General features: G+C 52.3%; 28 protein-coding genes. 17 read left to right on the forward strand and 11 right to left on the reverse strand.

The window, feature by feature from the left end:
* Nucleotides 1-7 precede the first annotated feature (7 nt).
* The 3 genes from eutL to eutR are packed head-to-tail and all read left to right on the forward strand — an operon-like array spanning nt 8 to nt 2266.
* Nucleotides 8-667, forward strand: coding sequence for an ethanolamine utilization microcompartment protein EutL (gene eutL / locus A7098_RS17140; protein WP_001111038.1), 660 nt, complete (start codon nt 8-10; stop codon nt 665-667).
* 12 nt (nt 668-679) lie between these two features.
* Nucleotides 680-1168, forward strand: coding sequence for an ethanolamine utilization microcompartment protein EutK (gene eutK, locus A7098_RS17145; protein ID WP_010350327.1), 489 nt, complete (start codon nt 680-682; stop codon nt 1166-1168).
* A gap of 45 nt (nt 1169-1213) precedes the next feature.
* Nucleotides 1214-2266 carry an HTH-type transcriptional regulator EutR gene (gene eutR, locus A7098_RS17150; RefSeq protein WP_105281150.1) on the forward strand — a complete coding sequence of 351 codons (1053 nt, stop codon included), beginning with the start codon at nt 1214-1216 and terminating at the stop codon, nt 2264-2266.
* 5 nt (nt 2267-2271) lie between these two features.
* Here the strand turns inward: eutR and hemF are convergent, their stop codons facing one another.
* Together hemF and amiA are read right to left on the reverse strand one after the other, a co-directional pair.
* Nucleotides 2272-3171 (reverse strand): oxygen-dependent coproporphyrinogen oxidase, encoded by a 900-nt coding sequence (hemF, locus tag A7098_RS17155; RefSeq protein ID WP_105281151.1) that lies wholly within the window; start codon nt 3169-3171, stop codon nt 2272-2274.
* Nucleotides 3172-3174: 3 nt separating this feature from the next.
* Complete coding sequence (gene amiA / locus A7098_RS17160; RefSeq protein WP_000102902.1) at nt 3175-4044, reverse strand: N-acetylmuramoyl-L-alanine amidase AmiA; 870 nt, start codon at nt 4042-4044, stop codon at nt 3175-3177.
* A 213-nt stretch (nt 4045-4257) separates the two neighbouring features.
* Here amiA and A7098_RS17165 point away from each other — a divergent pair, with 213 nt between their 5' ends.
* The 4 genes from A7098_RS17165 (at nt 4258) to yfeX (ending at nt 6750) form a co-directional block, all read left to right on the forward strand.
* The gene (locus A7098_RS17165) at nt 4258-4683 is read left to right on the forward strand and encodes a GNAT family acetyltransferase (protein WP_000406000.1); all 426 of its coding nucleotides are present in this window, start codon (nt 4258-4260) and stop codon (nt 4681-4683) included.
* Nucleotides 4670-5119: a DUF2919 domain-containing protein gene (locus A7098_RS17170; protein WP_105281152.1), complete on the forward strand. Its 450-nt coding sequence runs from the start codon at nt 4670-4672 to the stop codon at nt 5117-5119. The genes A7098_RS17165 and A7098_RS17170 overlap by 14 nt, the downstream gene beginning before the upstream one ends.
* A gap of 60 nt (nt 5120-5179) precedes the next feature.
* Nucleotides 5180-5755 carry an RpoE-regulated lipoprotein gene (locus tag A7098_RS17175; protein ID WP_000838945.1) on the forward strand — a complete coding sequence of 192 codons (576 nt, stop codon included), beginning with the start codon at nt 5180-5182 and terminating at the stop codon, nt 5753-5755.
* Between the two features lie 95 nt (nt 5756-5850).
* Nucleotides 5851-6750: a porphyrinogen peroxidase gene (yfeX, locus tag A7098_RS17180; protein WP_010344616.1), complete on the forward strand. Its 900-nt coding sequence runs from the start codon at nt 5851-5853 to the stop codon at nt 6748-6750.
* A gap of 146 nt (nt 6751-6896) precedes the next feature.
* Here yfeX and murP read toward each other — a convergent pair whose 3' ends face one another.
* Entirely contained in the window at nt 6897-8321 is a 1425-nt protein-coding gene (murP, locus tag A7098_RS17185; protein ID WP_001040441.1) for a PTS N-acetylmuramic acid transporter subunit IIBC, read from the reverse strand.
* A gap of 3 nt (nt 8322-8324) precedes the next feature.
* Nucleotides 8325-9221, reverse strand: a complete 897-nt coding sequence (gene murQ / locus A7098_RS17190; protein ID WP_105281153.1) for an N-acetylmuramic acid 6-phosphate etherase — start codon at nt 9219-9221, stop codon at nt 8325-8327.
* A 229-nt stretch (nt 9222-9450) separates the two neighbouring features.
* Between murQ and ucpA the strand changes: the two genes are divergently transcribed.
* From ucpA to cysM, 6 genes are all read left to right on the forward strand, one after another.
* Nucleotides 9451-10242, forward strand: coding sequence for an SDR family oxidoreductase UcpA (gene ucpA, locus A7098_RS17195; protein WP_000517454.1), 792 nt, complete (start codon nt 9451-9453; stop codon nt 10240-10242).
* A gap of 303 nt (nt 10243-10545) precedes the next feature.
* The gene (cysP, locus tag A7098_RS17200) at nt 10546-11562 is read left to right on the forward strand and encodes a thiosulfate/sulfate ABC transporter substrate-binding protein CysP (protein ID WP_105281154.1); all 1017 of its coding nucleotides are present in this window, start codon (nt 10546-10548) and stop codon (nt 11560-11562) included.
* Nucleotides 11562-12395: a sulfate/thiosulfate ABC transporter permease CysT gene (gene cysT / locus A7098_RS17205; RefSeq protein ID WP_032225900.1), complete on the forward strand. Its 834-nt coding sequence runs from the start codon at nt 11562-11564 to the stop codon at nt 12393-12395. The genes cysP and cysT overlap by 1 nt, the downstream gene beginning before the upstream one ends.
* Complete coding sequence (gene cysW / locus A7098_RS17210; protein WP_064526347.1) at nt 12395-13270, forward strand: sulfate/thiosulfate ABC transporter permease CysW; 876 nt, start codon at nt 12395-12397, stop codon at nt 13268-13270. Before cysT ends, cysW begins: the two co-directional genes overlap by 1 nt.
* Nucleotides 13260-14357: a sulfate/thiosulfate ABC transporter ATP-binding protein CysA gene (cysA, locus tag A7098_RS17215; RefSeq protein ID WP_000021084.1), complete on the forward strand. Its 1098-nt coding sequence runs from the start codon at nt 13260-13262 to the stop codon at nt 14355-14357. Before cysW ends, cysA begins: the two co-directional genes overlap by 11 nt.
* 134 nt (nt 14358-14491) lie before the next feature.
* Nucleotides 14492-15403, forward strand: coding sequence for a cysteine synthase B (gene cysM / locus A7098_RS17220; protein ID WP_105281155.1), 912 nt, complete (start codon nt 14492-14494; stop codon nt 15401-15403).
* A 2-nt stretch (nt 15404-15405) separates the two neighbouring features.
* On the opposite strand, the gene A7098_RS17225 is transcribed toward cysM, so the two are convergent.
* Nucleotides 15406-15774 (reverse strand): YfeK family protein, encoded by a 369-nt coding sequence (locus tag A7098_RS17225; protein WP_105281156.1) that lies wholly within the window; start codon nt 15772-15774, stop codon nt 15406-15408.
* 103 nt (nt 15775-15877) lie between these two features.
* Between A7098_RS17225 and pdxK the strand changes: the two genes are divergently transcribed.
* Entirely contained in the window at nt 15878-16729 is an 852-nt protein-coding gene (pdxK, locus tag A7098_RS17230; protein ID WP_105281157.1) for a pyridoxine/pyridoxal/pyridoxamine kinase, read from the forward strand.
* Between the two features lie 41 nt (nt 16730-16770).
* Here pdxK and crr read toward each other — a convergent pair whose 3' ends face one another.
* From crr to cysZ, 5 genes are all read right to left on the reverse strand, one after another.
* On the reverse strand, nt 16771-17280 hold the full coding sequence (crr, locus tag A7098_RS17235) for a PTS glucose transporter subunit IIA (protein ID WP_000522247.1): 510 nt from the start codon (nt 17278-17280) through the stop codon (nt 16771-16773).
* Between the two features lie 40 nt (nt 17281-17320).
* Nucleotides 17321-19048, reverse strand: a complete 1728-nt coding sequence (gene ptsI / locus A7098_RS17240) for a phosphoenolpyruvate-protein phosphotransferase PtsI (RefSeq protein ID WP_000623129.1) — start codon at nt 19046-19048, stop codon at nt 17321-17323.
* Nucleotides 19049-19092: 44 nt separating this feature from the next.
* The gene (gene ptsH, locus A7098_RS17245) at nt 19093-19350 is read right to left on the reverse strand and encodes a phosphocarrier protein Hpr (RefSeq protein WP_000487600.1); all 258 of its coding nucleotides are present in this window, start codon (nt 19348-19350) and stop codon (nt 19093-19095) included.
* 383 nt (nt 19351-19733) lie between these two features.
* Nucleotides 19734-20705 carry a cysteine synthase A gene (gene cysK / locus A7098_RS17255; RefSeq protein ID WP_000034402.1) on the reverse strand — a complete coding sequence of 324 codons (972 nt, stop codon included), beginning with the start codon at nt 20703-20705 and terminating at the stop codon, nt 19734-19736.
* A 183-nt stretch (nt 20706-20888) separates the two neighbouring features.
* Complete coding sequence (cysZ, locus tag A7098_RS17260) at nt 20889-21650, reverse strand: sulfate transporter CysZ (protein WP_000255356.1); 762 nt, start codon at nt 21648-21650, stop codon at nt 20889-20891.
* Between the two features lie 229 nt (nt 21651-21879).
* Between cysZ and zipA the strand changes: the two genes are divergently transcribed.
* From zipA to A7098_RS17275, 3 genes are all read left to right on the forward strand, one after another.
* Nucleotides 21880-22872, forward strand: coding sequence for a cell division protein ZipA (zipA, locus tag A7098_RS17265; protein WP_000983144.1), 993 nt, complete (start codon nt 21880-21882; stop codon nt 22870-22872).
* Between the two features lie 70 nt (nt 22873-22942).
* Nucleotides 22943-24958 (forward strand): NAD-dependent DNA ligase LigA, encoded by a 2016-nt coding sequence (ligA, locus tag A7098_RS17270; RefSeq protein WP_105281158.1) that lies wholly within the window; start codon nt 22943-22945, stop codon nt 24956-24958.
* Nucleotide 24959: 1 nt separating this feature from the next.
* Complete coding sequence (locus A7098_RS17275; RefSeq protein WP_000410201.1) at nt 24960-25178, forward strand: DUF3820 family protein; 219 nt, start codon at nt 24960-24962, stop codon at nt 25176-25178.
* Here the strand turns inward: A7098_RS17275 and A7098_RS17280 are convergent.
* Complete coding sequence (locus A7098_RS17280; RefSeq protein WP_105281159.1) at nt 25175-26173, reverse strand: bile acid:sodium symporter family protein; 999 nt, start codon at nt 26171-26173, stop codon at nt 25175-25177. The genes A7098_RS17275 and A7098_RS17280 overlap by 4 nt on opposite strands.
* Between the last annotated feature and the right edge of the window lie 246 nt (nt 26174-26419).

A 26419-nucleotide genomic window follows, 5' to 3' on the forward strand; every position in this document is an offset into this window, starting at 1 on the left:
AGGCATCATGCCAGCTTTAGATTTGATTCGACCGTCTGTCACCGCCATGCGGGTGATTGCCTCCGTTAACGCCGAATTTGCGCGTGAACTGAAATTGCCGCCGCATATTCGTAGCCTCGGGCTGATTTCTGCCGACTCCGATGACGTAACCTACATTGCGGCTGACGAAGCGACCAAACAGGCGATGGTCGAAGTGGTGTATGGTCGCTCGCTGTATGCGGGCGCTGCACACGGACCGTCACCGACTGCCGGTGAAGTGCTGATTATGCTTGGTGGGCCAAACCCGGCGGAAGTGCGTGCAGGTCTGGATGCGATGGTTGCGCATATTGAAAATGGCGCTGCTTTCCAGTGGGCTAATGACGCAGAAAATACAGCCTTCCTGGCACATGTAGTTTCGCGTACCGGTTCTTATCTCTCATCAACCGCCGGGATCACGCTTGGCGATCCGATGGCGTATCTGGTGGCACCGCCGCTGGAAGCGACCTACGGCATTGATGCAGCCCTGAAATCTGCCGACGTACAGCTGGTGACCTATGTCCCGCCACCGTCTGAAACTAACTACTCGGCAGCATTTTTAACCGGTAGCCAGGCAGCGTGTAAAGCGGCCTGCAACGCCTTTACCGATGCAGTGCTGGAAATCGCGCGTAATCCAATCCAGCGTGCGTAACGGAGGTTGCCGATGATCAATGCACTGGGATTGCTGGAAGTGGACGGCATGGTCGCCGCGATAGATGCGGCGGATGCCATGCTGAAAGCGGCTAACGTGCGTCTGCTCAGTCACGAAGTGCTTGACCCTGGTCGCTTAACGCTGGTGGTGGAAGGCGATCTGGCGGCGTGTCGTGCGGCGCTGGACGCAGGTTGTGCCGCCGCGATGCGTACCGGGCGTGTCATCAGCCGTAAGGAGATTGGTCGGCCTGATGATGACACCCAGTGGCTGGTTACTGGCTTTAATCGCCAGCCGAAGCAACCTGATGCGTCCGCTATTGCCGAGGGATCTGCTGACGAGTTGTTGGCGCTGTTAACATCAGTACGTCAGGGAATGACGGCAGGAGAAGTGGCTGCCCACTTTGGCTGGCCGCTGGAAAAAGCCAGAAATGCGCTCGAACAGCTCTTTTCTGCCGGGACGTTACGTAAACGCAGTAGTCGTTATCGTCTCAAGCCCCATTAACCTGTCGGAGGTGCCGGGTGTCATACAACACCCGGCATTAACATCATGAAAAAGACCCGTACAGCCAATTTGCACCATCTTTATCATGAACCCTTACCCGAAAACCTGAAGCTCACGCCGAAGGTCGAAGTGGATAATGTTCATCAACGACAGACAACGGATGTCTATGAACATGCCTTGACGATTACCGCCTGGCAGCAGATTTACGATCAGCTCCATCCGGGCAAGTTTCATGGTGAATTTACGGAAATCCTGCTCGATGATATTCAGGTTTTCCGTGAATACACCGGTCTGGCGCTGCGTCAGTCGTGCCTGGTCTGGCCGAACTCGTTCTGGTTTGGCATTCCGGCGACACGTGGTGAACAGGGATTTATCGGTTCGCAATGTCTGGGAAGCGCAGAAATTGCCACGCGCCCTGGTGGAACCGAGTTTGAATTAAGTACGCCGGACGATTACACGATCCTTGGCGTGGTGCTTTCTGAAGACGTCATTACCCGGCAGGCTAACTTTTTGCATAATCCGGATCGGGTATTACATATGCTGCGTAGCCAGTCGGCGCTGGAAGTGAAAGAGCAGCATAAAGCCGCTCTGTGGGGCTTTGTCCAACAGGCGCTGGCGACGTTTTGCGAGAAACCGGAAAATCTTCATCAGCCTGCTGTGCGTAAAGTGCTGGGGGATAATTTGCTAATGGCGATGGGGGCGATGCTGGAAGAAGCGCAGCCGATGATGACGGCGGAAAGCATCAGTCATCAGAGTTACCGTCGATTGCTTTCCCGCGCCCGTGAATATGTGCTGGAAAACATGTCCGAACCGGTGACGGTGCTGGACTTGTGTAATCAACTGCATGTCAGTCGCCGCACGTTACAAAACGCGTTTCACGCTATTTTAGGCATTGGCCCGAACGCGTGGTTGAAACGTATTCGTCTGAACGCCGTGCGACGCGAACTGATAAGCCCGTGGTCGCAAAGCACAACGGTAAAAGACGCCGCCATGCAATGGGGATTCTGGCATCTGGGGCAATTCGCCACGGATTACCAGCAACTGTTTGCCGAGAAGCCGTCACTGACGCTGCATCAGCGGATGCGGGAGTTGGGGTGAGGGAGTTACACCCAATCCCTGACCTGAATAAACTCACTCAACGCCGCTTCCGGACTGCCTTCTTCCGGCTGATAATCGTACTCCCAGCGTACCAGCGGCGGCATTGACATCAGGATCGATTCGGTGCGCCCGCCAGTTTGTAAGCCAAACAGCGTGCCGCGATCCCAGACCAGGTTGAATTCGACATAACGACCGCGACGGTAGAGCTGGAAATTACGCTCGCGCTCGCCGTATTCCATCGCTTTACGTCGCTCTACAATTGGTAAATAAGCGTCGGTGTAGCCTTTGCCTACCACCTGCATAAAGGCAAAACAGTGGTCGAAATCTGGCGTGTTCAGATCATCAAAGAACAGCCCGCCAATACCGCGCTGTTCGTTGCGATGTTTGAGGTAGAAGTATTCGTCGCACCACTTTTTATAACGTGGATAAACGTCTTCGCCAAACGGCTGGCACAGGTCACGGGCGGTGCGGTGCCAGTGAATGGCGTCTTCTTCAAAGCCATAGAAGGGGGTTAAGTCGAAGCCGCCGCCAAACCACCAGACGGGTTCGGCACCCGGTTTTTCGGCAATAAAAAAGCGCACATTCGCGTGGCTGGTGGGAACATACGGGTTATGCGGATGCACGACCAGCGAAACGCCCATCGCCTCGAAACTACGCCCGGCAAGTTCCGGGCGATGAGCGGTGGCGGAAGCAGGCATCGCCTCGCCGTGGACGTGAGAAAAGTTGACGCCCGCCTGTTCGAAAACACCACCATTACGCAACACCCGGCTACGTCCGCCGCCGCCAGCGTCGCGCTGCCAGCTATCTTCGACAAACTCTGCGCCATCTACGGCGCTCAGTTGCTGGCAAATTGTGTCCTGAAGGTTGAGCAGGAACTGTTTAACCTGGTGTGCGTCGGGCTTCATAACTTACCGTTTTTTCGAGTGTGCTTTCTGGTTGTCAAACCAGTGGAAATAACTGATCACGCCTTCAGCAATCGCTGTGGCGATTTTCTGACGAAACGCCGCCGTGCCTAACAGTCGCTCTTCTTCTGGGTTGGTGATAAACGAAGTTTCCACCAGCACTGAAGGAACCGACGGCGATTTCAATACCACAAACGCGGCTTGCTCAGTGTTGCGGCTGTGCAGCTTATGCACCGGCTTAATCTTCTTCAGAATATGCGAGCCAAGCGTCAGGCTGTTTTTAATGGTATCTGTTTGCACCAGATCAAACAGCACTTGCTGCAATAGATGATCTCTGTCAGTCGCTTTTTTCCCGGCGACTTCATCGGCACGGTTTTCGCGTTCCGACAAATATTTTGCCATCGCACTACTTGCGCCACGGTTAGAGAGGGCAAAGACTGATGCACCAGCGGCTTTTGGGTTGGTAAAGCCGTCGGCGTGAATTGACATAAACAGATCCGCGCCATGTTTATGGGCGATTTCAACGCGATCGTACAGTGGGATAAACGTATCGCCAGAACGCGTTAAACGCGCATCAATGCCATGATTGCGCAAAATGGAACGGACGTTTTTGGCAATCGCCAGCACCACATGTTTTTCTTTCGATCCATTGCGGCCAATCGCCCCGGTATCAATCCCGCCGTGGCCTGGATCGAGAACAACGACACGTTTGCCGCCGGCTTTTTTGGCTTTTGGCTTGCTGTGTCCGTTACTGGTTTTTAAAGGTTCTTCTTTGGCGATGGCTTGCGACATGCCTGACAACGTCAGGGCAGCCAATCCGGCTTTCAGCACCTGGCGGCGCGAAGTGAGTGTTTTTAGTGGTTTAAAAGTGCTCATACGGCCTGAGTTGTAATAATAAAGTTCCAGATGTTATATCGTATCGCGTAATCCGTTACGACCGTTTGCTGTTGAGAATTGTTTTACTTTTCATTTCAATAGTTGACAACTCCCCATTATGCCACTTTTTCAACCGATTTTCGTCAGATATTGGCTAATTCGACCGTTCACGCCATAATCACCCTTTTAACCCGCAAAAAGGTAACGAATACCATGGAGATACGCGTATTTCGCCAGGAAGATTTCGAAGAGGTCATCACCCTTTGGGAGCGTTGCGACTTGCTGCGTCCGTGGAATGATCCGGAAATGGACATCGAGCGCAAGATGAACCATGACGTCAGTTTGTTTCTGGTCGCTGAGGTGAACGGTGAAGTGGTGGGAACGGTGATGGGCGGTTATGACGGGCATCGCGGATCTGCTTATTATCTTGGCGTGCATCCTGAGTTTCGTGGGCGTGGCATTGCTAATGCGCTGCTTAATCGGCTGGAGAAAAAGCTGATTGCTCGCGGCTGCCCGAAAATTCAGATCAACGTGCCGGAAGATAACGACATGGTGCTCGGAATGTATGAACGCCTGGGATATGAACACGCCGACGTGCTGAGTCTGGGTAAGCGTTTGATTGAAGATGAAGAGTACTGAGTTTCATCCTGTCCATTATGATGCGCACGGACGCCTGCGTTTACCTTTTCTCTTCTGGATTGTGCTTTTGCTACAGGCGCGAACCTGGGTACTGTTTGTTATTGCCGGTGCATCGCGCGAGCAGGGTAGTGCGCTGCTGAATCTGTTTTATCCCGATCACGATAATTTCTGGCTGGGGCTGATTCCTGGCATTCCGGCGGTGCTGGCGTTTTTGTTGAGCGGTCGGCGGGCTACGTTTCCCCGTATCTGGCATGTGCTCTATTTTCTGTTGCTGTTAGCGCAAGTGGTTTTACTTTGCTGGCAACCGTGGCTGTGGCTGAACGGTGAATCCGTTAGCGGTATCGGTCTGGCGCTGGTAGTGGCGGATATTGTGGCGTTAATCTGGCTGCTGACCAATCGACGTTTACGCGCTTGTTTTAATGAAGAAAAAGAATAACGGCACTTTTTGGTGAATTTGCACTCCAAGCAACGTTATTGAATAACCAAAGGAAGTGACATGAAATCGCTGCGTTTAATGTTATGCGCTATGCCGTTGATGCTGACCGGCTGTTCCACTATGTCGTCAGTTAACTGGTCTGCCGCTAACCCGTGGAACTGGTTTGGTTCGTCCACCAAAGTGAGCGAGCAGGGCGTGGGTGAATTAACGGCGTCCACACCACTGCAAGAACAAGCCATTGCCGATGCGCTTGATGGCGATTATCGCCTGCGCAGCGGAATGAAAACCGCGAACGGCAACGTGGTGCGCTTTTTCGAAGTGATGAAAGGCGACAACGTGGCGATGGTGATTAACGGCGATCAGGGCACAATCAGCCGTATTGACGTGCTGGATAGCGATATTCCTGCTGATACGGGTGTTAAAATCGGAACACCGTTTAGCGACCTTTACAGCAAAGCATTTGGCAATTGCCAAAAAGCTGATGGTGATGATAATCGTGCTGTCGAATGTAAAGCCGAAGGTAGTCAACATATTAGCTACCAGTTCAGCGGTGAGTGGAGTGGTCCTGAAGGGTTAATGCCTTCAGACGATACCCTGAAAAACTGGAAAGTCAGTAAAATTATCTGGCGGCGTTAATTTGCGTCTGAACAAACCGCCGCCGCGAAAAAACACGTAAAATAGCGCCCAACAATGCCACGGATTGCGTGGCATTCTTATTTTCAGGAGGAACAATGTCTCAGGTTCAGAGTGGCATTTTGCCAGAACATTGCCGCGCAGCGATTTGGATTGAAGCCAACGTAAAAGGGGATGTTGATGCCCTGCGTGCGGCCAGTAAAACCTTTGCCGATAAACTGGCAACCTTTGAAGCAAAATTCCCGGACGCGCATCTCGGTGCTGTGGTTGCCTTTGGTAACAACACCTGGCGTGCTCTGAGTGGCGGCGTTGGGGCCGAAGAGCTGAAAGATTTTCCGGGCTACGGTAAAGGTCTTGCGCCGACGACCCAGTTCGATGTGTTGATCCACATTCTTTCTCTGCGTCACGACGTAAACTTCTCTGTCGCTCAGGCGGCGATGGAAGCCTTTGGTGACTGCATTGAAGTGAAAGAAGAGATCCACGGCTTCCGTTGGGTTGAAGAGCGTGACCTGAGCGGCTTTGTTGACGGTACAGAAAACCCGGCGGGTGAAGAGACGCGTCGCGAAGTGGCGGTTATCAAAGACGGCGTGGATGCGGGCGGCAGCTATGTGTTTGTGCAGCGTTGGGAGCACAACTTGAAGCAGCTTAACCGTATGAGTGTTCACGATCAGGAGATGATGATCGGGCGCACCAAAGAAGCCAACGAAGAGATTGACGGCGACGAACGTCCGGAAACCTCTCACCTGACCCGCGTTGATCTGAAAGAAGACGGCAAAGGGCTGAAGATTGTTCGCCAGAGCTTGCCATACGGTACAGCCAGCGGCACGCACGGTCTGTACTTCTGCGCTTACTGCGCACGTCTGCACAACATTGAGCAACAGCTGCTGAGCATGTTTGGCGATACTGATGGCAAACGTGACGCAATGTTACGTTTCACCAAACCGGTCACTGGCGGCTATTACTTCGCACCGTCGCTGGACAAGCTGATGGCGCTGTAAGTTTTACTCACGCACCTGTAGCGTCTTGCCGGAGCGGCGTAAATGCTTTATCCGGCCTGTATGATCGTTAAAATTCAATAAATTGCAGTTAACCTGCAGGCCCGATAAGCGTAGCGTATCGGGCTGTTTTGTTTCTAAGTTACGGCTTAGTCCAGATTGACGTCACGGCAGCCAAAGAGCGTGGTGAAAATGAATCCGCTAATCCATGCCACCAGAATCCCACCTGCATACACAGCCATTGCCGGAAGGATGCCTTGTGCCGAAGTCATCAGCGGCAACGCCACCAGGCCAGACGGCCCAAAGGCACTGTTTAGCCCCATCGGCAGACCCCACCATGCGATAAGACCAATAAACAATCCACCTGCTGCGCCGCCTAAACAAGCGGTAACAAACGGTTTCATGCGCGGCAGGGTGACACCGTAAATCAACGGTTCACCAACGCCCAGCAGACCAGGGATAATCGCCCCGCGCACCTGGCTGCGTAAGGCACTGTGCGGCTGCGCGCGCCAGTAAAGCGCCAGCGCCGCGCCCACCTGACCTGCGCCTGCCATTGAAAGGATCGGGAATAGACTGTTGAAACCCTGGCTGTCCATCAAGGCAAGATAAACGGGAATAAAGCCCTGATGCACGCCGAAGACCACGGCAATCAGGAACAGTCCGGCAAGCACTGCACAGCCAAGTGGATTACTGTTCAGATGCATAAACAGCCAGGACATGCCTTCGAATAACCAGCCTCCCAGCGGCATAATCACCAGATATGCCAGCGTAGCGGTGATCAGCAGAGTGATTAACGAGGTCAGCAGCATGTCGAGATCGTCCGGCATAAATTGACGCACCATACCTTCAATGCGGGCGCAGGCCCAGGCGGCAATCAGTACGCCGATGATATTTCCGCGCGGATCGATAGGCAGGCCGAAGAAATCGTGAAAACCAGCGTAGTAACCGGTGGTCGCGCCTGGGTTATAACCGAGCAAAAACAGTGCGGCGATAATCGCGCCATTTACACCTGTGCCGCCGAAGGCCTGAGCGGCGTTATATCCCACCAGGATCACCAGGAAGGTGAATAAGCCTTTGCTGAATACCTTCATAAAATTCAGCGCATCGGGCAGCGTTCCCTGGGCATCTGCCGGAACGTGCATCACCGTGGCGATTAACGTCGCAATCCCCAGCAGCAGACCGGCGGCAATAAATCCGGGGATTAGCGGCGTAAAGATAGTGGCGAATTTGGCGAGAAATTGCTGCACGCCAGAGGTTTGTCTGGCTTTTAACTGACGTTTGTTCTGAGCGGCGATTTCTGCGGCATCCTGCACTGGTGTTTCACCCAACAACACGCTCATCGCTTTTGCGGCACGATGCGCTTTGCCCGACCCAAATACCACCTGTACTTGATCGCTGGTCAAAATGACACCCTTCACCCCTTCCAGCGTTTTGATATCAGGATCAACCAGTGAACTGTCATGTACACCGAGACGCAGACGCGTCATACAGTGACCACAACTGGCGATATTTCCCGCGCCGCCGACGCGGGTAAGAATGGTGTTCAGAAGCTCACTGCTGATCTCTTTAGCCATAGGTTATTCCTTTTCCAGAGCCTTACGAATAAAACCGCCATGCTGCGCCAGGCGTTTTTTCGCTTCTGCGGCATTGAGATTTTTCAAGACCATTACAATCGCTGTTTTGCAGTGGCGATCGCAGGCAATTAGCGCCGCTTCCGCCTGTTCCGCGCTACATCCGGTCGCGTTTTTGACAATATTGACCTGGCGCACGTGTAGTTTTTCATTGGTGGCGACCACATCGACCATCAGGTTGCCGAACACTTTTCCTGACTTAATCATCAGCCCGGTGGAGAGCATGTTGAGCACCAGTTTCTGCGCCGTACCTGCTTTCATCCGCGAAGAACCGGTAACCACTTCAGCCCCGACGACTGGCGTAATAGCAAACTCTGCGGTTGTTGAAACAGCACTACCGGGATTACAGGAAATGCCCACCGTGCGGCAGCCCAACTGGCGAGCGTATTCCAGCCCGGCAATCACATACGGCGTGCGACCACTGGCAGCAATACCGACAACCACATCCTGCGCCGTTAACGCAATATTTTTCAGATCGTTGACGCCGCCTTCCCGGCTGTCTTCCGCGCCTTCCACCGCGTGCTGAATGGCATATTCGCCGCCAGCAATCAAACCAACCACCAGACCAGGTTTCACGCCGTAGGTTGGGGGGCACTCGCTGGCATCCAGAATCCCCAACCGACCGGAAGTTCCGGCACCGATATAAATCAGACGACCGCCACCGCTGACCTGGGCGTGGATGACATCAATCGCCGCTGCGATATCCGGCAGTACTCGCTCAACGGCCAATGGAACGGTTTTATCTTCATCATTGATAATTCGGCACATTTCCAGCGTCGATACGCGGTCGATTTCAGCCGAGGCGCTGTTCGAACCTTCAGTAATCATTTTTTCAAGTTGCATATACAATCACCTTAAATATTTGCCTTCGAATAATTTCATATGGAGTGAATCATATCTCCCTGCCTGATTATGTACAGCAGGGAATGCATACAATGACAGAGTTGTGGTTATGGGAGATTTTACTTAAGATTTTCCTGAATTTAGATCCACTCCTCAGCATTGATCTGTTATTCAGGTATGGTAGGGACAATAGAGCGTAATGCTCTGTATTCAAAAGGAGAAACTTGAAATGGGTAAACTCACGGGCAAGACAGCACTGATTACGGGCGCATCGCAAGGCATTGGTGAAGGAATTGCCAGAACCTTTGCGCGTCATGGCGCAAACCTAATCTTGCTGGATATCTCCCCTGAGATTGAAAAGCTGGCGGATGAGCTGTGTGGTCGTGGTCATCGCTGTACGGCGGTAATTGCCGATGTACGCGACCCGGCGTCAGTTACGGCAGCGATCAAGCGCGCGAAGGAAAAAGAAGGGCGCATTGATATTCTGGTGAATAACGCAGGTGTTTGCCGTCTGGGTAGTTTTCTTGAAATGAGCGATGACGATCGCGATTTCCATATTGATATCAATATCAAAGGTGTCTGGAACGTCACGAAGGCGGTGCTGCCGGAGATGATTGCCCGCAAAGATGGTCGCATTGTGATGATGTCTTCGGTCACCGGCGATATGGTGGCCGATCCGGGCGAAACAGCGTATGCCTTAACGAAAGCGGCGATTGTGGGGCTGACCAAATCGCTGGCAGTGGAGTATGCACAGTCGGGGATTCGCGTTAATGCAATCTGCCCTGGTTACGTTCGCACGCCAATGGCGGAAAGCATCGCCCGTCAGTCAAATCCGCAAGATCCGGAATCGGTGCTCACCGAAATGGCAAAAGCAATCCCGCTGCGTCGCCTCGCCGATCCGCTGGAAGTCGGCGAACTGGCAGCCTTCCTCGCGTCGGATGAATCCAGCTATTTAACAGGTACACAGAATGTGATCGATGGCGGTAGCACACTACCGGAGACGGTTAGCGTCGGCATCTGATTCACCTCTGTTTCCTCCCTGCATTAGTGGGGAGGATTTCGTCTTGAACTAAGTTCACCAGGCTATTTTATTTGTCATTTTTGCCCCAGGCAGTGCTCGAAATCCTCACGTACTATGTGTACGCTCCGGTTTCTCCGCGCTGTCCGTGTCCAAACTGACTGCAACAATTACGCCTGTTGAACCAAGTTCTTATTCCCTTTTCAACTTCCAAATCACCAAACGGTATATAAAACCGTTACTCCTTTCATGCCCGTTATAAATATGATGGCTATTAGAAAGTCATTAAATATATAAGGGTGCGCAATGGCCGTTAACTTACTGAAAAAGAACTCTCTCGCGCTGGTCGCTTCGCTGCTGCTGGCTGGCCACGTGCAGGCAACGGAACTGCTTAACAGTTCTTATGACGTCTCCCGCGAGCTGTTTGCCGCCCTGAATACCCCGTTTGAACAGCAGTGGGCAAAAGATAACGGCGGCGACAAACTGACGATAAAACAATCACATGCCGGGTCATCAAAACAGGCGCTGGCGATTTTGCAGGGCTTAAAAGCCGACGTTGTTACTTATAACCAGGTGACCGACGTACAAATCCTGCACGACAAAGGCAAGCTGATCCCGGCCGACTGGCAGTCGCGCCTGCCGAACAACAGCTCGCCGTTATACTCCACCATGGGCTTCCTGGTGCGTAAGGGCAACCCGAAGAATATCCACGACTGGAACGATTTGGTTCGCTCCGACGTGAAGCTGATTTTCCCGAACCCGAAAACGTCCGGTAACGCGCGCTACACCTATTTAGCCGCGTGGGGCGCAGCGGATAAAGCCGACGGTGGCGATAAAGCCAAAACCGAACAGTTTATGACCCAGTTCCTGAAAAACGTCGAAGTGTTCGATACCGGCGGTCGTGGCGCAACCACCACTTTTGCCGAGCGCGGTTTGGGCGATGTGCTGATCAGCTTCGAATCGGAAGTGAACAACATCCGTAAACAGTATGAAGCGCAGGGCTTCGAAGTGGTGATTCCAAAAACCAACATTCTGGCGGAGTTCCCGGTGGCGTGGGTGGATAAAAACGTGCAGGCCAACGGTACGGAAAAAGCCGCCAAAGCTTACCTGAACTGGCTCTACAGCCCGCAGGCGCAAACCATCATCACCGACTATTACTACCGCGTAAATAACCCGGAAGTTATGGACAAACTGAAAGATAAATTCCCGCAGACCGAGCTGTTCCGCGTGGAAGACAAATTTGGCTCCTGGCCGGAAGTGATGAAAACTCACTTCACCAGCGGCGGCGAGTTAGACAAGCTGTTAGCGGCGGGGCGTAGCTGATGTTTGCCGTCGCTTCCAGACGTGTGCTGCCGGGCTTTACCTTAAGCCTCGGCACCAGTCTGCTGTTTGTGTGCCTGATTTTGTTACTGCCGCTTTCCGCACTGGTGATGCAGCTCTCTGAGATGAGCTGGGCGCAGTACTGGGAGGTGATCACCAATCCGCAGGTGGTCGCGGCCTATAAAGTGACGCTGCTGTCGGCGTTTGTGGCGTCGATTTTTAACGGCGTTTTCGGTCTGCTGATGGCATGGATCCTAACCCGTTATCGCTTTCCGGGGCGCACTCTGCTTGATGCGCTGATGGATTTGCCGTTTGCATTGCCGACGGCGGTAGCAGGTTTAACGCTGGCTTCGCTGTTTTCGGTCAACGGCTTTTACGGTGAATGGCTAGCGAAGTTTGATATCAAAGTTACCTACACCTGGCTGGGGATTGCGGTGGCAATGGCCTTTACCAGTATTCCGTTTGTGGTGCGTACCGTGCAGCCGGTGCTGGAAGAGTTAGGCCCGGAATATGAAGAAGCGGCGGAAACGCTCGGAGCAACGCGCTGGCAGAGTTTCTGCAAAGTGGTGCTGCCGGAGCTTTCCCCTGCGCTGGTGGCGGGTGTGGCGCTGTCGTTCACCCGTAGCCTCGGTGAGTTTGGCGCGGTGATTTTTATCGCCGGGAACATCGCATGGAAGACGGAAGTGACGTCGCTGATGATTTTCGTTCGCTTACAGGAGTTTGATTACCCGGCGGCGAGCGCGATTGCCTCGGTGATCCTTGCGGCATCACTGCTACTGCTGTTCTCTATTAACACTCTGCAAAGTCGCTTTGGTCGGCGTGTGGTAGGTCATTAATGGCGGAAGTTACCCAATTGAAGCGTTATGACGCGCGCCCGATTAACTGGGGCAAATGGTTTCTGATTGGCATCGGGATGCTGGTTTCGGCGTTCATCCTGCTGGTGCCAATGATTTACATCTTCGTGCAGGCATTCAGCAAAGGGCTGATGCCGGTTTTACAGAATCTGGCCGACCCGGACATGCTGCACGCCATCTGGCTGACGGTGATGATTGCGCTGATTGCCGTGCCGGTAAACCTGGTGTTCGGCATTCTGCTGGCCTGGCTGGTGACGCGTTTTGATTTTCCGGGACGTCAGTTGCTGCTGACGCTGCTGGACATCCCGTTTGCGGTGTCGCCGGTGGTTGCCGGTCTGGTTTATCTGCTGTTCTACGGCTCCAACGGCCCGCTGGGCGGTTGGCTCGACGAGCATAACCTACAAATTATGTTCTCTTGGCCGGGGATGGTGCTGGTCACCATCTTCGTGACATGCCCGTTTGTGGTGCGCGAGCTGGTGCCGGTGATGTTGAGCCAGGGCAGCCAGGAAGACGAAGCGGCGATTTTGCTTGGTGCATCTGGCTGGCAGATGTTTCGTCGCGTCACATTGCCGAATATTCGCTGGGCGCTACTTTACGGCGTGGTGCTGACCAACGCCCGCGCAATTGGTGAGTTTGGCGCGGTGTCGGTGGTTTCCGGCTCGATTCGCGGTGAAACGCTGTCGCTGCCGTTACAAATTGAATTGCTGGAGCAGGACTACAACACTGTCGGCTCCTTTACCGCTGCGGCGTTATTGACGCTGATGGCGATTATCACCCTGTTTTTGAAGAGTATGTTGCAATGGCGCCTGGAGAATCAGGAAAAACGCGCGCAGCAGGAGGAACATCATGAGCATTGAGATTGCCAGGATTAAGAAGTCTTTTGGTCGCACCCAGGTGCTGAACGATATCTCACTGGATATTCCTTCAGGCCAGATGGTCGCGCTGCTGGGGCCGTCCGGTTCCGGGAAAACCACGCTGCTGCGTATTATTGCCGGGCTGGAACATCAAACCAGCGGACATATTCGCTTCCACGGCACTGACGTCAGCCGCCTGCACGCGCGCGACCGTAAAGTCGGTTTCGTGTTCCAGCATTACGCGTTGTTCCGCCATATGACGGTATTCGACAATATCGCTTTTGGCCTGACGGTGCTGCCGCGTCGCGAGCGGCCAAATGCCGCAGCCATCAAAGCGAAAGTGACAAAATTGCTGGAGATGGTGCAGCTTGCTCATCTGGCGGATCGTTATCCGGCGCAGCTTTCCGGCGGTCAGAAACAGCGTGTGGCGCTGGCGCGCGCGCTTGCTGTTGAACCGCAAATTCTGCTACTTGATGAACCGTTCGGCGCGCTGGATGCGCAGGTACGTAAAGAGCTGCGTCGCTGGCTGCGTCAACTGCATGAAGAACTGAAATTCACCAGCGTATTCGTCACCCACGACCAGGAAGAGGCGATGGAAGTCGCCAACCGCGTGGTGGTGATGAGCCAGGGCAATATTGAACAGGCTGACGCGCCGGATCAGGTATGGCGCGAACCGGCGACCCGTTTTGTGCTGGAATTTATGGGCGAAGTAAACCGTCTGCGTGGCACCATTCGCGGCGGGCAGTTCCATGTTGGCGCACATCGCTGGCCGCTGGGATATACGCCTGCCTATCAGGGGCCGGTGGATCTCTTCCTGCGCCCGTGGGAAGTGGATATCAGCCGCCGCACCAGCCTGGATTCGCCGCTGCCGGTTCAGGTGCTGGAAGCCAGCCCGAAAGGCCACTACACCCAATTAGTTGTGCAGCCGCTGGGGTGGTATGACGACCCGCTAACCGTGGTGATGCGCGGGGATGACGCGCCAGTACGCGGCGATCGCCTGTTTGTTGGGCTGCAACATGCGCGGCTGTATAACGGTGACGAGCGTATCGAAACCCGCGATGAGGAACTTGCTCTCGCACAAAGCGCCTGATAGGTTGAGTGAATGTTAAACGCCCGGAGGCGCTTCCCGCGATCCGGGCTTTTTAATGGCAAGGTTTTGTAACCTGTAGGCCTGATAAGACGCACAAGCCTCGCATCAGGCAACACCATGTATGGACAGAGATCGTGAGTACATTAGAACAAACAATAGGCAATACGCCTCTGGTGAAGTTACAGCGAATGGGGCCGGATAACGGCAGTGAAGTCTGGTTAAAGCTGGAAGGTAATAATCCGGCAGGTTCGGTGAAAGATCGTGCGGCGCTATCGATGATTGTTGAGGCGGAAAAACGCGGTGAGATTAAACCGGGCGATGTGTTGATTGAAGCCACCAGCGGTAACACCGGCATTGCGCTGGCAATGATCGCCGCGCTAAAAGGCTATCGCATGAAATTGCTGATGCCCGACAACATGAGCCAGGAACGCCGTGCGGCGATGCGTGCCTATGGTGCGGAGCTGATTCTGGTGACCAAAGAACAAGGCATGGAAGGTGCGCGCGATCTGGCGCTGGAAATGGCGAACCGGGGCGAAGGCAAGTTGCTTGACCAGTTCAACAACCCCGATAACCCCTACGCCCATTACACCACCACCGGGCCGGAAATCTGGCAGCAAACTGGCGGTCGCATTACCCATTTTGTCTCCAGTATGGGGACAACCGGCACCATTACCGGTGTGTCACGGTTTATGCGCGAGCAATCCAAACCGGTGACCATTGTCGGCCTGCAGCCAGAAGAGGGCAGCAGCATTCCGGGCATTCGCCGCTGGTCAGCAGAGTATCTGCCGGGGATTTTCAACGCCTCGCTGGTGGATGAGGTGCTGGATATTCATCAGCGCGATGCGGAAAACACCATGCGCGAACTGGCGGTGCGGGAAGGTATTTTCTGCGGCGTTAGTTCTGGCGGCGCGGTTGCTGGTGCGCTGCGCGTGGCAAAAGCTAACGCTGGCGCGGTAGTGGTGGCGATCATCTGCGATCGCGGCGATCGCTACCTTTCCACCGGCGTATTTGGCGAAGAACACTTTAGCCAGGGGGCGGGAATTTAAGATTATTGCGCAGGCAACGTTTTATCCGTCTGGGCAATTAACGTATGTAAAAAAGGTTGCGCGTTTTCATCGCTCTTACCAGGGATCTTCACAATGTAAGGCTTTCCGGTAATCGATGATGACGAGGCAACCTTATCAATAAATTGCTCGGCAGTATCAATGCGATTACGGGTATTGCCCAGCTTCAGACGCAGATGGGAAACCGCTTCATCACAGGTGTGTTCATCGCCGTTGCGTACAAATATCAAATCCTTTTTCTGTGCTAATCCCTCTAGCATGGCGTTGATGCGGGCTTCTTCATGGGCTGTTAACTTCGCGTAAGCGGGAAGTGCCATTAACAGCGTAATGACCAGACAAATGATTTTCTTCACTGAATTACCTTATCCTTGTTTTGTGATAGCCGATTTGACTGCCAGAATCAGGTAAAGTTTCGGTTGGAATACGATGGGGATCATCGGCAAGGAGAAAAACTAAATGAGTAGTTTGTTGTTGTTTAACGATAAGAGCAGGGCGCTGCAGGCGGATATCGTCGCCGTGCAGTCGCAGGTGGTGTATGGCAGCGTAGGTAACAGCATCGCCGTGCCTGCGATTAAACAGAACGGCCTGAATGTCTTTGCCGTGCCGACCGTGTTGCTGAGCAATACGCCGCATTACGATACGTTCTACGGTGGTGCGATTCCGGACGAGTGGTTTAGCGGCTATTTGCGTGCGCTACAGGAGCGTGATGCGCTGCGCCAACTTCGCGCTGTTACCACGGGCTATATGGGGACGGCATCGCAAATCAAAATCCTTGCCGAATGGCTGACAGCCTTACGCGAAGAGCATCCTGACTTGCTGATTATGGTTGATCCGGTGATTGGCGATATTGATAGCGGTATTTACGTCAAAGCTGATCTTCCCGATGCGTATCGGCAATATTTACTGCCGCTGGCGCAGGGGATTACGCCAAATATCTTTGAGCTGGAAATATTGACCGGTAAAAACTGCCGCGACCTCGACAGCGCCATTGCTGCTGCAAAAAGCCTGCTTTCAGAGACATTAAAATGGGTGGTTGTTACCAGCGCCTCCGGCAATGAAGAACATCAGGAGATGCAGGTGGTGGTGGTCAGTGCCGATAGCGTGAATGTCATTTCCCATTCACGGGTAAAAACCGACCTGAAAGGTACTGGCGATCTGTTTTGCGCCCAGCTTATTAGTGGATTACTGAAAGGGAAGGCGTTAACCGACGCAGTACACAGCGCGGGCTTACGTGTGCTGGAGGTAATGCGTTATACCCAGCAGCATGAGAGCGATGAATTGATTTTGCCGCCGCTGTTAGATGCATAAAAAAATGGCGCCGATGGCGCCATTTTTCATTGCGGCAAGAATTACTTCTTGATGCGGATAACCGGGGTTTCACCCACAGTCACGCTACCGGACAGTTTGATCAGTTCTTTGATTTCGTCCATGTTGGAGATAACAACCGGAGTCAGGGTAGACTTGGCTTTCTCTTCCAGCAGCGGCAGATCGAATTCAATAACCGTATCGCCAACTTTCACGCGCTGACCTTCTTCAGCAATACGCTTGAAGCCTTCGCCTTTCAGTTCAACGGTGTCGATACCGAAGTGGACGAACAGCTCAACGCCGCTATCGGATTCGATAGAGAACGCGTGGTTGGTTTCAAAGATTTTACCAATGGTGCCGTCAACCGGAGCGACCATTTTGTTACCAGTTGGTTTGATAGCAATGCCATCACCAACGATTTTTTCCGCAAAAACGACATCCGGCACGTCTTCGATATTGACGATCTCGCCAGAGAGCGGAGCAATGATCTCAATAGTTCCGGTATCCTTTTTGTCATCGGAAACCAGAGATTTCAGTTTATCGAACAAACCCATGATCTTCTCCTAAGCAGTAAATTGGGCCGCATCTCGTGGATTAGCAGATTGTTTTTTCTTCAATGAACTTGTTAACCAGCGTCATTAACTCGTCCGTTGTCGGTTGAGCAAGAGCCTGCTCTGCTAACACCTTCGCATCTTCGAAGTTCGTGTTACGGATAATCTTCTTAATGCGCGGGATAGAAATGGCGCTCATAGAGAATTCGTCCAGACCCATCCCCAGCAACAGAAGTGTAGCACGTTCATCGCCAGCAAGCTCACCACACATGCCAGTCCATTTGCCTTCAGCATGAGAAGCATCAATAACTTGCTTGATCAAGTTCAGCACGGACGGTGACATTGGCTGGTAAAGGTGTGAAATCATATCATTACCACGGTCAACTGCCAGAGTGTACTGCGTTAAATCATTGGTGCCGATACTAAAGAAATCAACTTCTTTGGCTAAATGACGCGCAATTGTTGCGGCAGCCGGTGTTTCCACCATTACGCCAATTTCAATTGATTCGTCAAACGCTTTACCTTCGTCACGCAGTTCCTGTTTGTAGATTTCGATCTCTTTGCGCAGAGCGCGAACTTCTTCGACAGAGATGATCATCGGGAACATGATGCGCAATTTACCGAAAGCAGAGGCACGCAGGATAGCGCGGAGCTGATCGCGCAGGATCTCTTTACGATCCATCGCGATACGGATAGCACGCCAGCCGAGGAACGGGTTCTCTTCTTTCGGGAAGTTCATGTACGGCAGCTCTTTGTCGCCGCCAATATCCATGGTACGAACGATAACAGCCTGCGAACCACACGCTTCAGCCACTGCTTTATAGGCAGCAAACTGTTCTTCTTCTGTTGGCAGCGCGTCGCGGTCCATGAACAAGAATTCAGTACGATACAGACCAACACCTTCAGCGCCGTTACGTTCTGCACCTTCAACATCACGAACAGTACCGATGTTAGCGCACACTTCTACCTGGTGACCGTCCAGCGTAATAGCCGGGAGATCTTTCAGTTTAGCAAGCTCTGCTTTTTCAGAAGCCACTTGCTCCTGAACAGCGCGCAATTTATCGATAACTTCGTTGGTTGGATTGACGTAAACCTGATTATTTACGGCATCCAGAATCAGATAGTCGTCATTTTTCACCTGCGAAGTGACGCTACCAGTACCCACGATGGCCGGCAGCTCCAGAGAACGCGCCATAATAGAAGTGTGGGAAGTACGGCCACCCGCGTCGGTGATGAAACCCAGCACCTTCTTCAGGTTCAACTGTGCGGTTTCGGACGGTGTCAGGTCAGCGGCAACCAGAATGACTTCATCCTGAATGGCGCTCAGGTCGATAATCTTCAGACCCAAGATGTTGCGCAGCAGGCGCTTACCGATATCACGCACGTCAGCCGCACGCTCTTTCAGGTATTCATCATCCAGTTCTTCCAGGGCAGAAGCCTGACCTTCAATAACTTCATGAGCAGCTGCGTCAGCCGTCATGTGCTTATCTTTAATCAGGGCTATGATTTCCTGCTCCAGCTCCTCATCTTCGAGCAGCATAATATGCCCTTCAAAGATGGCTTCTTTTTCTTCACCGAACGTTTCACCAGCTTTCGTTTTGATCGTTTCCAGCTGGGCTGATGCCTTGGCACGACCGCTCAGAAAACGTTCAACTTCCTGATCAACCTGGTCGGCAGAAATTTTTTTCCGGTCAATGACGATTTCGTCTTCTTTCAGAAGCAGAGCTTTACCGAAAGCGATACCCGGGGATGCTAAAATGCCTGAAATCATAACCCTACCTTACTTGTGACTGATTTTTAAAAGAACCCGGGAAATTACTCGAGTTCCGCCATCAGTTTAACCAGATGTTCAACCGCTTTCTGCTCGTCTTCGCCTTCAGCGGAGATAGTCACAACGGTCCCTTGAGTCAGGCCCAGAGTCTGCAGTTTAAACAGGCTTTTCGCGCTGGCGCTTTTGCCGTTGGAAGTCACAGTAATTTCAGAAGTGAAGCCCTTAGCTTCTTTTACAAACTGGGCAGCAGGGCGGGTGTGCAGACCGTTCGGAGCGGTAATGGTAACTTCTTGCTGGAACATTGTATTTCCCCAACTTATAGGTTTAGTGTTGTGGAACTAAAGTCTAGCCTGGCGGTTTGACTTTAGCCTGTATTGTTAGCGCCAGTTTTTAACAGACGCGACGCACGAAGTGTTCTGTACAGTCCATTGCTGGCGGATATCGACCGCTGACGTTTCGTTCATCATTAAACATTATGCCGCTAAAGGAAGAATTGAACCAAATCATAAAATCGATTCAGCTAAGGCTTTTCCTGTAACGATTAATTTCGCGCATCAAAATAATTAGTCAGGTTAAATACCAGTTCCGACAGGCTGAATCAATGCCAGGAGAGGCTAAAATTTGAAGTAGGCCACAAAAAAGCACCTGAAAAGGTGCTTTTTTACGCATTTTTAACAACCTGGCATTACTGTTGCAATTCTTTTTCGGTAAAGAGATCGGCAAATAATGCGGTGCTTAAATAACGCTCACCCGATGATGGCAGAATAACCACAATATTCTTATTGGTAAAGCTTTCATCTTCTTGTAGTTTCAACGCCGCAGCAACCGCCGCGCCGGAAGAGATTCCGGCAAGAATGCCTTCTTCTTCCATTAAACGACGTGCAGTAGAGATAGCTTCTTCATTGGTGATGCCAATAACTTTATCGACCAGTTTGAGATCAAGGTTCGCCGGGATAAAGCCAGCGCCAATGCCCTGGATTTTATGCGGGCCGGGTTTGATTTCTTCACCTGCCAGCGCCTGGGCGATGACGGGAGAATCGGTTGGCTCAACGGCAACAGAGATGAGGTCAGTCTTGCCTTTGGTGCCTTTAATGTAGCGGCTGACGCCGGTAAGCGTACCGCCAGTACCGACACCCGCAATAAATACATCAACCTGACCGTCGGTATCTTCCCAGATCTCCGGACCGGTGGTTTTTTCATGAATTTCCGGATTCGCCGGGTTGCTGAATTGTTGTAGCAGCAGGTATTTCTCTGGGTTACTGGCGACAATTTCTTCTGCTTTTTGAATCGCGCCTTTCATGCCTTTCGCGCCTTCAGTCAGTACCAGGTTTGCGCCCAGAGCTTTCAGCAGTTTGCGGCGTTCAATACTCATTGTCTCTGGCATGGTCAGAGTGAGTTTATAACCGCGAGCGGCTGCCACATAAGCCAGAGCAATACCTGTGTTGCCGCTGGTGGGTTCAACCAGTTCAACGCCGGGTTTCAGCACGCCGCGTTTTTCGGCATCCCAAATCATATTGGCACCGATACGGCACTTAACGCTGAAGCTGGGGTTACGAGATTCCACCTTCGCCAGAATACGTCCGTTACCGATGCGATTCAGGCGAACCAGCGGTGTGTGACCGATAGTCAGCGAGTTATCTTCAAAAATCTTACTCATGGCCTGTCCTTAACTGTATGAAATTGGGATACAACAGGTAGCATACCCGCTCAGAGAATATGCGGAAGTAAGGATTTAGCATATCTATATGCAGAAGGGAAATAATGACTTGCAAGATGGAATAAGGGTGGCATAAGCCACCCTTGTTTCATACAAATAGTTTACAAAACAACCGGAAGATTGTTACCGCCATAGTGCATGTTTAGCGCGATAGCAATCGACCCACATTGCTGTCGCGCCACAGACGGCCACCGGCATGATGAACAGGTTGAGCACCGGGATCATCGTGAACAGACTCGTTAATGCGCCAAACTGCATATTGGTGATTTTGCGCGTGCGCAGGGCAGTGCGCATCTCTTTAAACGGCACTTTGTGGTTGTCGAACGGATAGTCGCAGTACTGAATGGCTAACATCCAGGCGCTGAACAGGAACCACAACACTGGCGCGACGGTTTGCCCGATGCCTGGGATAAAGTAGAGGATCAGCAATACGATGGCGCGTGGCAAATACCACGCAAATTTTTGCCATTCGCGTTTCATAATTCGCGGCACATCTTTCATGATACCCAAAATTCCGGTATCCGGCGGCGTAGCGCCTGTCAGCCTTGCTTCCAGTTGTTCAGCCAATAAACCGTTAAATGGCGCGGCAATCCAGTTCGCAATAGTTGAGAAAAAATAGCCAAAAATCAGCAGCACGGAGAGAACCGCGACAGGCCACAGCAAATAGCTTAACCATTGCAGCCAGTCAGGCACGTGGCTCATTAATGATGGGATCCAGACATCCAGTTGGGTAAAGAGCCACCAGAATGCACTTCCCATCAACAAAATATTGACCAACAGAGGTAAAATGACAAAACGCCGAATCCCGGGTTGCGAGACGAGCTTCCAGCCTTGCGCAAAATAGTAAAAACCGCTGCGTGGGGAAGATGTGTATGTTGAAACCATAATCAGGAGATGCTCCTTTTGACCAATCCCAGGAAAATTCTGCGTATTTTACCGGGTAATTGCGCAATGGACAGTTAGGATATGTTCGAAAAAACAGCAAAAAGCACGATTTCATCTATCTTTGTGCTGTGAAAGTTAAGAGTGCACTTGCACTCGAGGTAATCGGCAAATACTCTTAGTGAGTAAATGTTTGCCGTGGTGGCAAGGTGTTAGAACAACAGAGAATATAATGATGCAGGATTTGCGTCTGATATTAATCATTGTTGGCGCGATCGCCATAATCGCTTTACTGGTACATGGTTTCTGGACCAGCCGTAAAGAACGATCTTCTATGTTCCGCGATCGGCCATTAAAACGAATGAAGTCAAAACGTGACGACGATTCTTATGATGAGGATGTCGAAGATGATGAGGGCGTTGGTGAGGTTCGTGTTCACCGCGTAAATCATGCCCCGGCTAACGCCCAGGAGCATGAGGCTGCTCGTCCGTCGCCGCAACACCAGTACCAACCGCCTTATGCGTCTGCGCAGCCGCGTCAACCGGTTCAGCAGCCGCCTGAAGCGCAGGTATCGCCGCAACATGCTCCGCATTCAGCGCAGCCGGTTCAGCAACCGCAGCCGGTTCAGCAGCCGACCTACCAGCCGCAGCCTGAACAGCAGGTTGCTCCGCAAGTACCGCCAGCTCCGCAACCGACGCAGCCAGCGCCCCAACCAGCGCAGCAGGCTTTCCAGGTTGCGGAACCCGTAGCGGCACCGCAGCCTGAACCTGTAAATGAACCGGCACCTGTCATGGATAAGCCGAAGCGTAAAGAAGCGGTGATCATTATGAACGTCGCGGCGCATCACGGTAGCGAGCTGAATGGTGAACTGCTTCTTAACAGCATTCAGCAGGCGGGCTTTATCTTTGGCGATATGAATATTTACCATCGTCATCTCAGCCCGGACGGCAGTGGCCCTGCGTTATTCAGCCTGGCGAATATGGTGAAACCGGGAACATTCGATCCTGAAATGAAGGATTTCACCACTCCTGGCGTCACTATCTTTATGCAGGTTCCGTCTTATGGTGATGAACTGCAAAACTTCAAGCTGATGCTGCAATCTGCGCAGCATATCGCTGATGAAGTCGGTGGCGTAGTTCTTGACGATCAGCGCCGTATGATGACTCCGCAGAAACTGCGCGAGTATCAGGACATCATCCGCGAAGTGAAAGACGCTAACGTCTGATACACTTAAGGCAAATTAACTCTTCTTCGAACCCCCGCTTGTCGGGGGTTTTTAGCATTGATGGTGCGATATGGAATCAATCGAAAGACAACTCACAGAACTGCGAACGACGCTTCGCCATCATGAATATCTTTATCATGTGATGGATGCGCCGGAAATTCCCGACGCTGAATACGACAGGCTGATGCGTGAGCTGCGCGAGCTGGAAGCAAAACATCCGGAACTCATTACCCCGGATTCACCAACCCAGCGCGTAGGTGCAGCGCCGCTGGCAGCCTTCAGCCAGATCCGTCATGAAGTACCGATGCTGTCGCTGGACAACGTTTTTGATGAAGAGAGTTTTCTCGCTTTCAACAAACGCGTACTGGATCGTCTGAAAAGTAACGAAAAAGTCAGCTGGTGCTGTGAGCTGAAGCTTGATGGCCTTGCCGTCAGCATTCTGTATGAGAATGGCGTTCTGGTCAGTGCGGCGACCCGTGGTGATGGCACCACCGGCGAAGACATCACCTCTAACGTCCGTACTATTCGCGCGATTCCGCTGAAATTGCATGGTGAGAATATCCCGGCGCGCCTGGAAGTGCGTGGTGAAGTATTCCTGCCACAAGCAGGGTTCGAAAAGATCAACGAAGAGGCGCGACGCACGGGCGGGAAAGTATTTGCTAACCCACGTAATGCTGCGGCAGGTTCGCTGCGTCAGCTTGATCCGCGTATCACGGCGAAGCGACCGCTCACGTTCTTCTGCTACGGCGTTGGTGTGCTGGAAGGCGGCGAGCTGCCGGACACCCATCTTGGTCGTTTAATGCAATTTAAAAAGTGGGGATTACCGGTCAGCGATCGTGTCACGTTATGTGAATCGGCAGAAGAGGTGCTGGCGTTTTACCACAAAGTGGAAGAAGACCGTCCGACGCTGGGCTTTGATATCGACGGTGTGGTGATTAAAGTCAACTCACTGGCGCAGCAGGAACAGCTTGGGTTTGTTTCACGTGCCCCGCGCTGGGCTGTGGCGTTTAAATTCCCGGCGCAGGAACAGATGACTTTCGTGCGCGACGTTGAGTTTCAGGTTGGGCGTACCGGCGCTATTACGCCCGTTGCGCGTCTGGAACCTGTACATGTTGCAGGCGTGCTGGTGAGCAATGCTACCTTACACAATGCCGATGAAATCGAACGTCTTGGTTTACGTATTGGCGATAAGGTGGTGATCCGCCGCGCTGGCGATGTGATCCCGCAGGTGGTTAACGTCGTGCTTTCTGAACGCCCTGAAGACACCCGTGAGGTTGTATTCCCGACGCATTGCCCGGTATGTGGTTCTGACGTCGAGCGTGTGGAAGGTGAAGCAGTCGCCCGCTGTACAGGTGGCCTGATTTGCGGCGCTCAGCGTAAAGAGTCGCTGAAACATTTTGTTTCCCGTCGGGCGATGGACGTTGACGGTATGGGTGACAAAATCATCGACCAGCTGGTTGAAAAAGAGTACGTCCACACACCTGCTGACCTGTTTAAACTCACCGCAGGCAAACTGACCGGACTGGAGAGAATGGGGCCGAAATCAGCGCAAAACGTGGTTAACGCGCTGGAAAAAGCGAAAGAAACCACCTTTGCTCGCTTCCTTTATGCGCTTGGCATTCGCGAAGTCGGCGAGGCCACTGCAGCAGGTCTGGCAGCATATTTCGGCACGCTGGACGCACTGGAAGCTGCCTCGATTGAAGAGCTGCAAAAAGTGCCCGATGTCGGAATTGTCGTCGCATCCCATGTTCACAACTTCTTTGCCGAAGACAGTAACCGCAATGTCATCAGCGAGCTGTTGGCGGAAGGTGTTCACTGGCCTGCGCCGGTGGTGATTAACGCGGAAGAGATCGACAGTCCGTTTGCCGGTAAAACCGTGGTGCTCACCGGTAGCTTAAGTCAGATGTCGCGTGATGATGCTAAAGCTCGCCTGGTCGAACTGGGCGCGAAAGTCGTGGGCAGCGTTTCGAAGAAAACCGATCTGGTGATCGCCGGAGAAGCCGCAGGTTCTAAACTGGCGAAAGCGCAGGAATTGGGCATTGAAGTGATCGACGAAGCAGAGATGCTACGTTTGCTGGGTAACTGAGATGGAAAAAGAGCAGCTGATTGAAATAGCCAATACGATAATGCCGTTTGGCAAGTACAAAGGGCGTCGCTTAATCGACCTGCCGGAAGAGTATCTTTTGTGGTTTGCCCGCAAGGATGAGTTCCCGGCAGGAAAACTCGGTGAGCTAATGCAAATCACGCTGCTGATTAAAACCGAGGGGCTGACGCAACTGGTTCAGCCCCTGAAACGTCCGCTTTAAATCTTCCCTGCGTGGCTTTCCTGCTGCGCCTGTAGTTGCTCGGTCTGGCGCTTATAACGACGCGCCAGCACCGCGCAAACCATCAGCTGGATCTGATGGAAAATCATCAGTGGCAGCACCATCATACCGATAACTGACGTTGGGAACAGAATGTTCGCCATCGGAATACCATTCGCCAGGCTCTTTTTCGAACCACAGAAGACAATCGTTATCTCATCCGCCTTATTGAAACCCAGTCGGCGTGCCATAAAGACGTTAATCACAATCACGATAGCCAACAGCACGCAGCTGACCACCACGATAAACAGCAACGATCCCCAGCCGACTTTGTGCCAGATGCCGTTAACAACAGCTTCGCTGAAGGCCGTATAGACCACCAACAGAATGGAGGTCTGGTCAGTTTTCGCAATCCACTTTTTATTGCGCGCCACCCAGTTGCCAATCCACGGGCGAGAAAGATGCCCCAACACAAAAGGTAGTAACAGCTGCAGCATAATCTTACCGACCTGTTCGAGGCTGCCCTCTGCACCGTGAACATTCATTACCAGACCAACCAGCAATGGCGAAAGGAAAATACCCAGCAGGCTGGATGCTGATGCAGAACAAACGGCCGCCGCAACGTTACCGCCCGCCATCGAGGTAAAAGCGATTGCAGACTGCACCGTGGCAGGAAGAATGCAAAGATAGAGAAAGCCGGAATAGAGCATGGGATCGACGTTTACTGGTTTCCACCAGGCAAACAACACGCCCAGAACCGGAAACAGCACGAAGGTACTGCACATCACCCACAAATGCAGTCGCCAGTGACTACCGCCTGCAATAATGGCCTCTCGCGACAACTTCGCGCCGTGCATAAAGAACAGCAGGGCAATGGCTGCTGTGGTCAGATTTTCAAAGAAGGGGACGAAATCGCCTCTGGCCGGAAAGAAAGAAGCCAGTAACATCACCGTGACCAGGGTTAAGGTGAAAGGATCGAGGATACGAAAAAGTTTCATAAAGGCTCCAGATAATCGATGGTTCTATTGTGCTTCTTCCAGTTTGAGAAATAAAATTGATTTATTGCATTCATTCATGAAGAAAATAGATGAATGACTCTTTAAAACAATTAAAGGTTTTCGTCACAGTAGCGAAGGAAGAACCGGACACTTTCAACAGCTGGTGAAGCATTAGAGGACGTGGAGCAAGAACAGGGGGAATAGTGATGGCAGGGCGAGAAGGGGAGCCGTTGTATCATATATCGT

Source organism: Escherichia sp. MOD1-EC7011, assembly GCF_002965005.1.
GTDB classification, from domain to species: domain Bacteria; phylum Pseudomonadota; class Gammaproteobacteria; order Enterobacterales; family Enterobacteriaceae; genus Escherichia; species Escherichia ruysiae.

Bases quoted from the DNA above. Each gene is read 5' to 3' on its own strand.
- ligA (WP_105281158.1), top strand. From the start codon at position 22,943: ATGGAATCAATCGAAAGACAACTCACAGAACTGCGAACGACGCTTCGC.
- A7098_RS17275 (WP_000410201.1), top strand. From the start codon at position 24,960: ATGGAAAAAGAGCAGCTGATTGAAATAGCCAATACGATAATGCCGTTT.
- ucpA (WP_000517454.1), top strand. From the start codon at position 9,451: ATGGGTAAACTCACGGGCAAGACAGCACTGATTACGGGCGCATCGCAA.
- cysZ (WP_000255356.1), bottom strand. From the start codon at position 21,650: ATGGTTTCAACATACACATCTTCCCCACGCAGCGGTTTTTACTATTTT.
- cysT (WP_032225900.1), top strand. From the start codon at position 11,562: ATGTTTGCCGTCGCTTCCAGACGTGTGCTGCCGGGCTTTACCTTAAGC.
- zipA (WP_000983144.1), top strand. From the start codon at position 21,880: ATGATGCAGGATTTGCGTCTGATATTAATCATTGTTGGCGCGATCGCC.
- murQ (WP_105281153.1), bottom strand. From the start codon at position 9,221: ATGCAACTTGAAAAAATGATTACTGAAGGTTCGAACAGCGCCTCGGCT.
- crr (WP_000522247.1), bottom strand. From the start codon at position 17,280: ATGGGTTTGTTCGATAAACTGAAATCTCTGGTTTCCGATGACAAAAAG.
- murP (WP_001040441.1), bottom strand. From the start codon at position 8,321: ATGGCTAAAGAGATCAGCAGTGAGCTTCTGAACACCATTCTTACCCGC.
- A7098_RS17175 (WP_000838945.1), top strand. From the start codon at position 5,180: ATGAAATCGCTGCGTTTAATGTTATGCGCTATGCCGTTGATGCTGACC.
- eutR (WP_105281150.1), top strand. From the start codon at position 1,214: ATGAAAAAGACCCGTACAGCCAATTTGCACCATCTTTATCATGAACCC.
- A7098_RS17280 (WP_105281159.1), bottom strand. From the start codon at position 26,173: ATGAAACTTTTTCGTATCCTCGATCCTTTCACCTTAACCCTGGTCACG.
- ptsI (WP_000623129.1), bottom strand. From the start codon at position 19,048: ATGATTTCAGGCATTTTAGCATCCCCGGGTATCGCTTTCGGTAAAGCT.
- yfeX (WP_010344616.1), top strand. From the start codon at position 5,851: ATGTCTCAGGTTCAGAGTGGCATTTTGCCAGAACATTGCCGCGCAGCG.
- cysW (WP_064526347.1), top strand. From the start codon at position 12,395: ATGGCGGAAGTTACCCAATTGAAGCGTTATGACGCGCGCCCGATTAAC.
- amiA (WP_000102902.1), bottom strand. From the start codon at position 4,044: ATGAGCACTTTTAAACCACTAAAAACACTCACTTCGCGCCGCCAGGTG.
- pdxK (WP_105281157.1), top strand. From the start codon at position 15,878: ATGAGTAGTTTGTTGTTGTTTAACGATAAGAGCAGGGCGCTGCAGGCG.
- hemF (WP_105281151.1), bottom strand. From the start codon at position 3,171: ATGAAGCCCGACGCACACCAGGTTAAACAGTTCCTGCTCAACCTTCAG.
- A7098_RS17165 (WP_000406000.1), top strand. From the start codon at position 4,258: ATGGAGATACGCGTATTTCGCCAGGAAGATTTCGAAGAGGTCATCACC.
- eutK (WP_010350327.1), top strand. From the start codon at position 680: ATGATCAATGCACTGGGATTGCTGGAAGTGGACGGCATGGTCGCCGCG.
- ptsH (WP_000487600.1), bottom strand. From the start codon at position 19,350: ATGTTCCAGCAAGAAGTTACCATTACCGCTCCGAACGGTCTGCACACC.
- cysK (WP_000034402.1), bottom strand. From the start codon at position 20,705: ATGAGTAAGATTTTTGAAGATAACTCGCTGACTATCGGTCACACACCG.
- A7098_RS17170 (WP_105281152.1), top strand. From the start codon at position 4,670: ATGAAGAGTACTGAGTTTCATCCTGTCCATTATGATGCGCACGGACGC.
- cysP (WP_105281154.1), top strand. From the start codon at position 10,546: ATGGCCGTTAACTTACTGAAAAAGAACTCTCTCGCGCTGGTCGCTTCG.
- eutL (WP_001111038.1), top strand. From the start codon at position 8: ATGCCAGCTTTAGATTTGATTCGACCGTCTGTCACCGCCATGCGGGTG.
- cysA (WP_000021084.1), top strand. From the start codon at position 13,260: ATGAGCATTGAGATTGCCAGGATTAAGAAGTCTTTTGGTCGCACCCAG.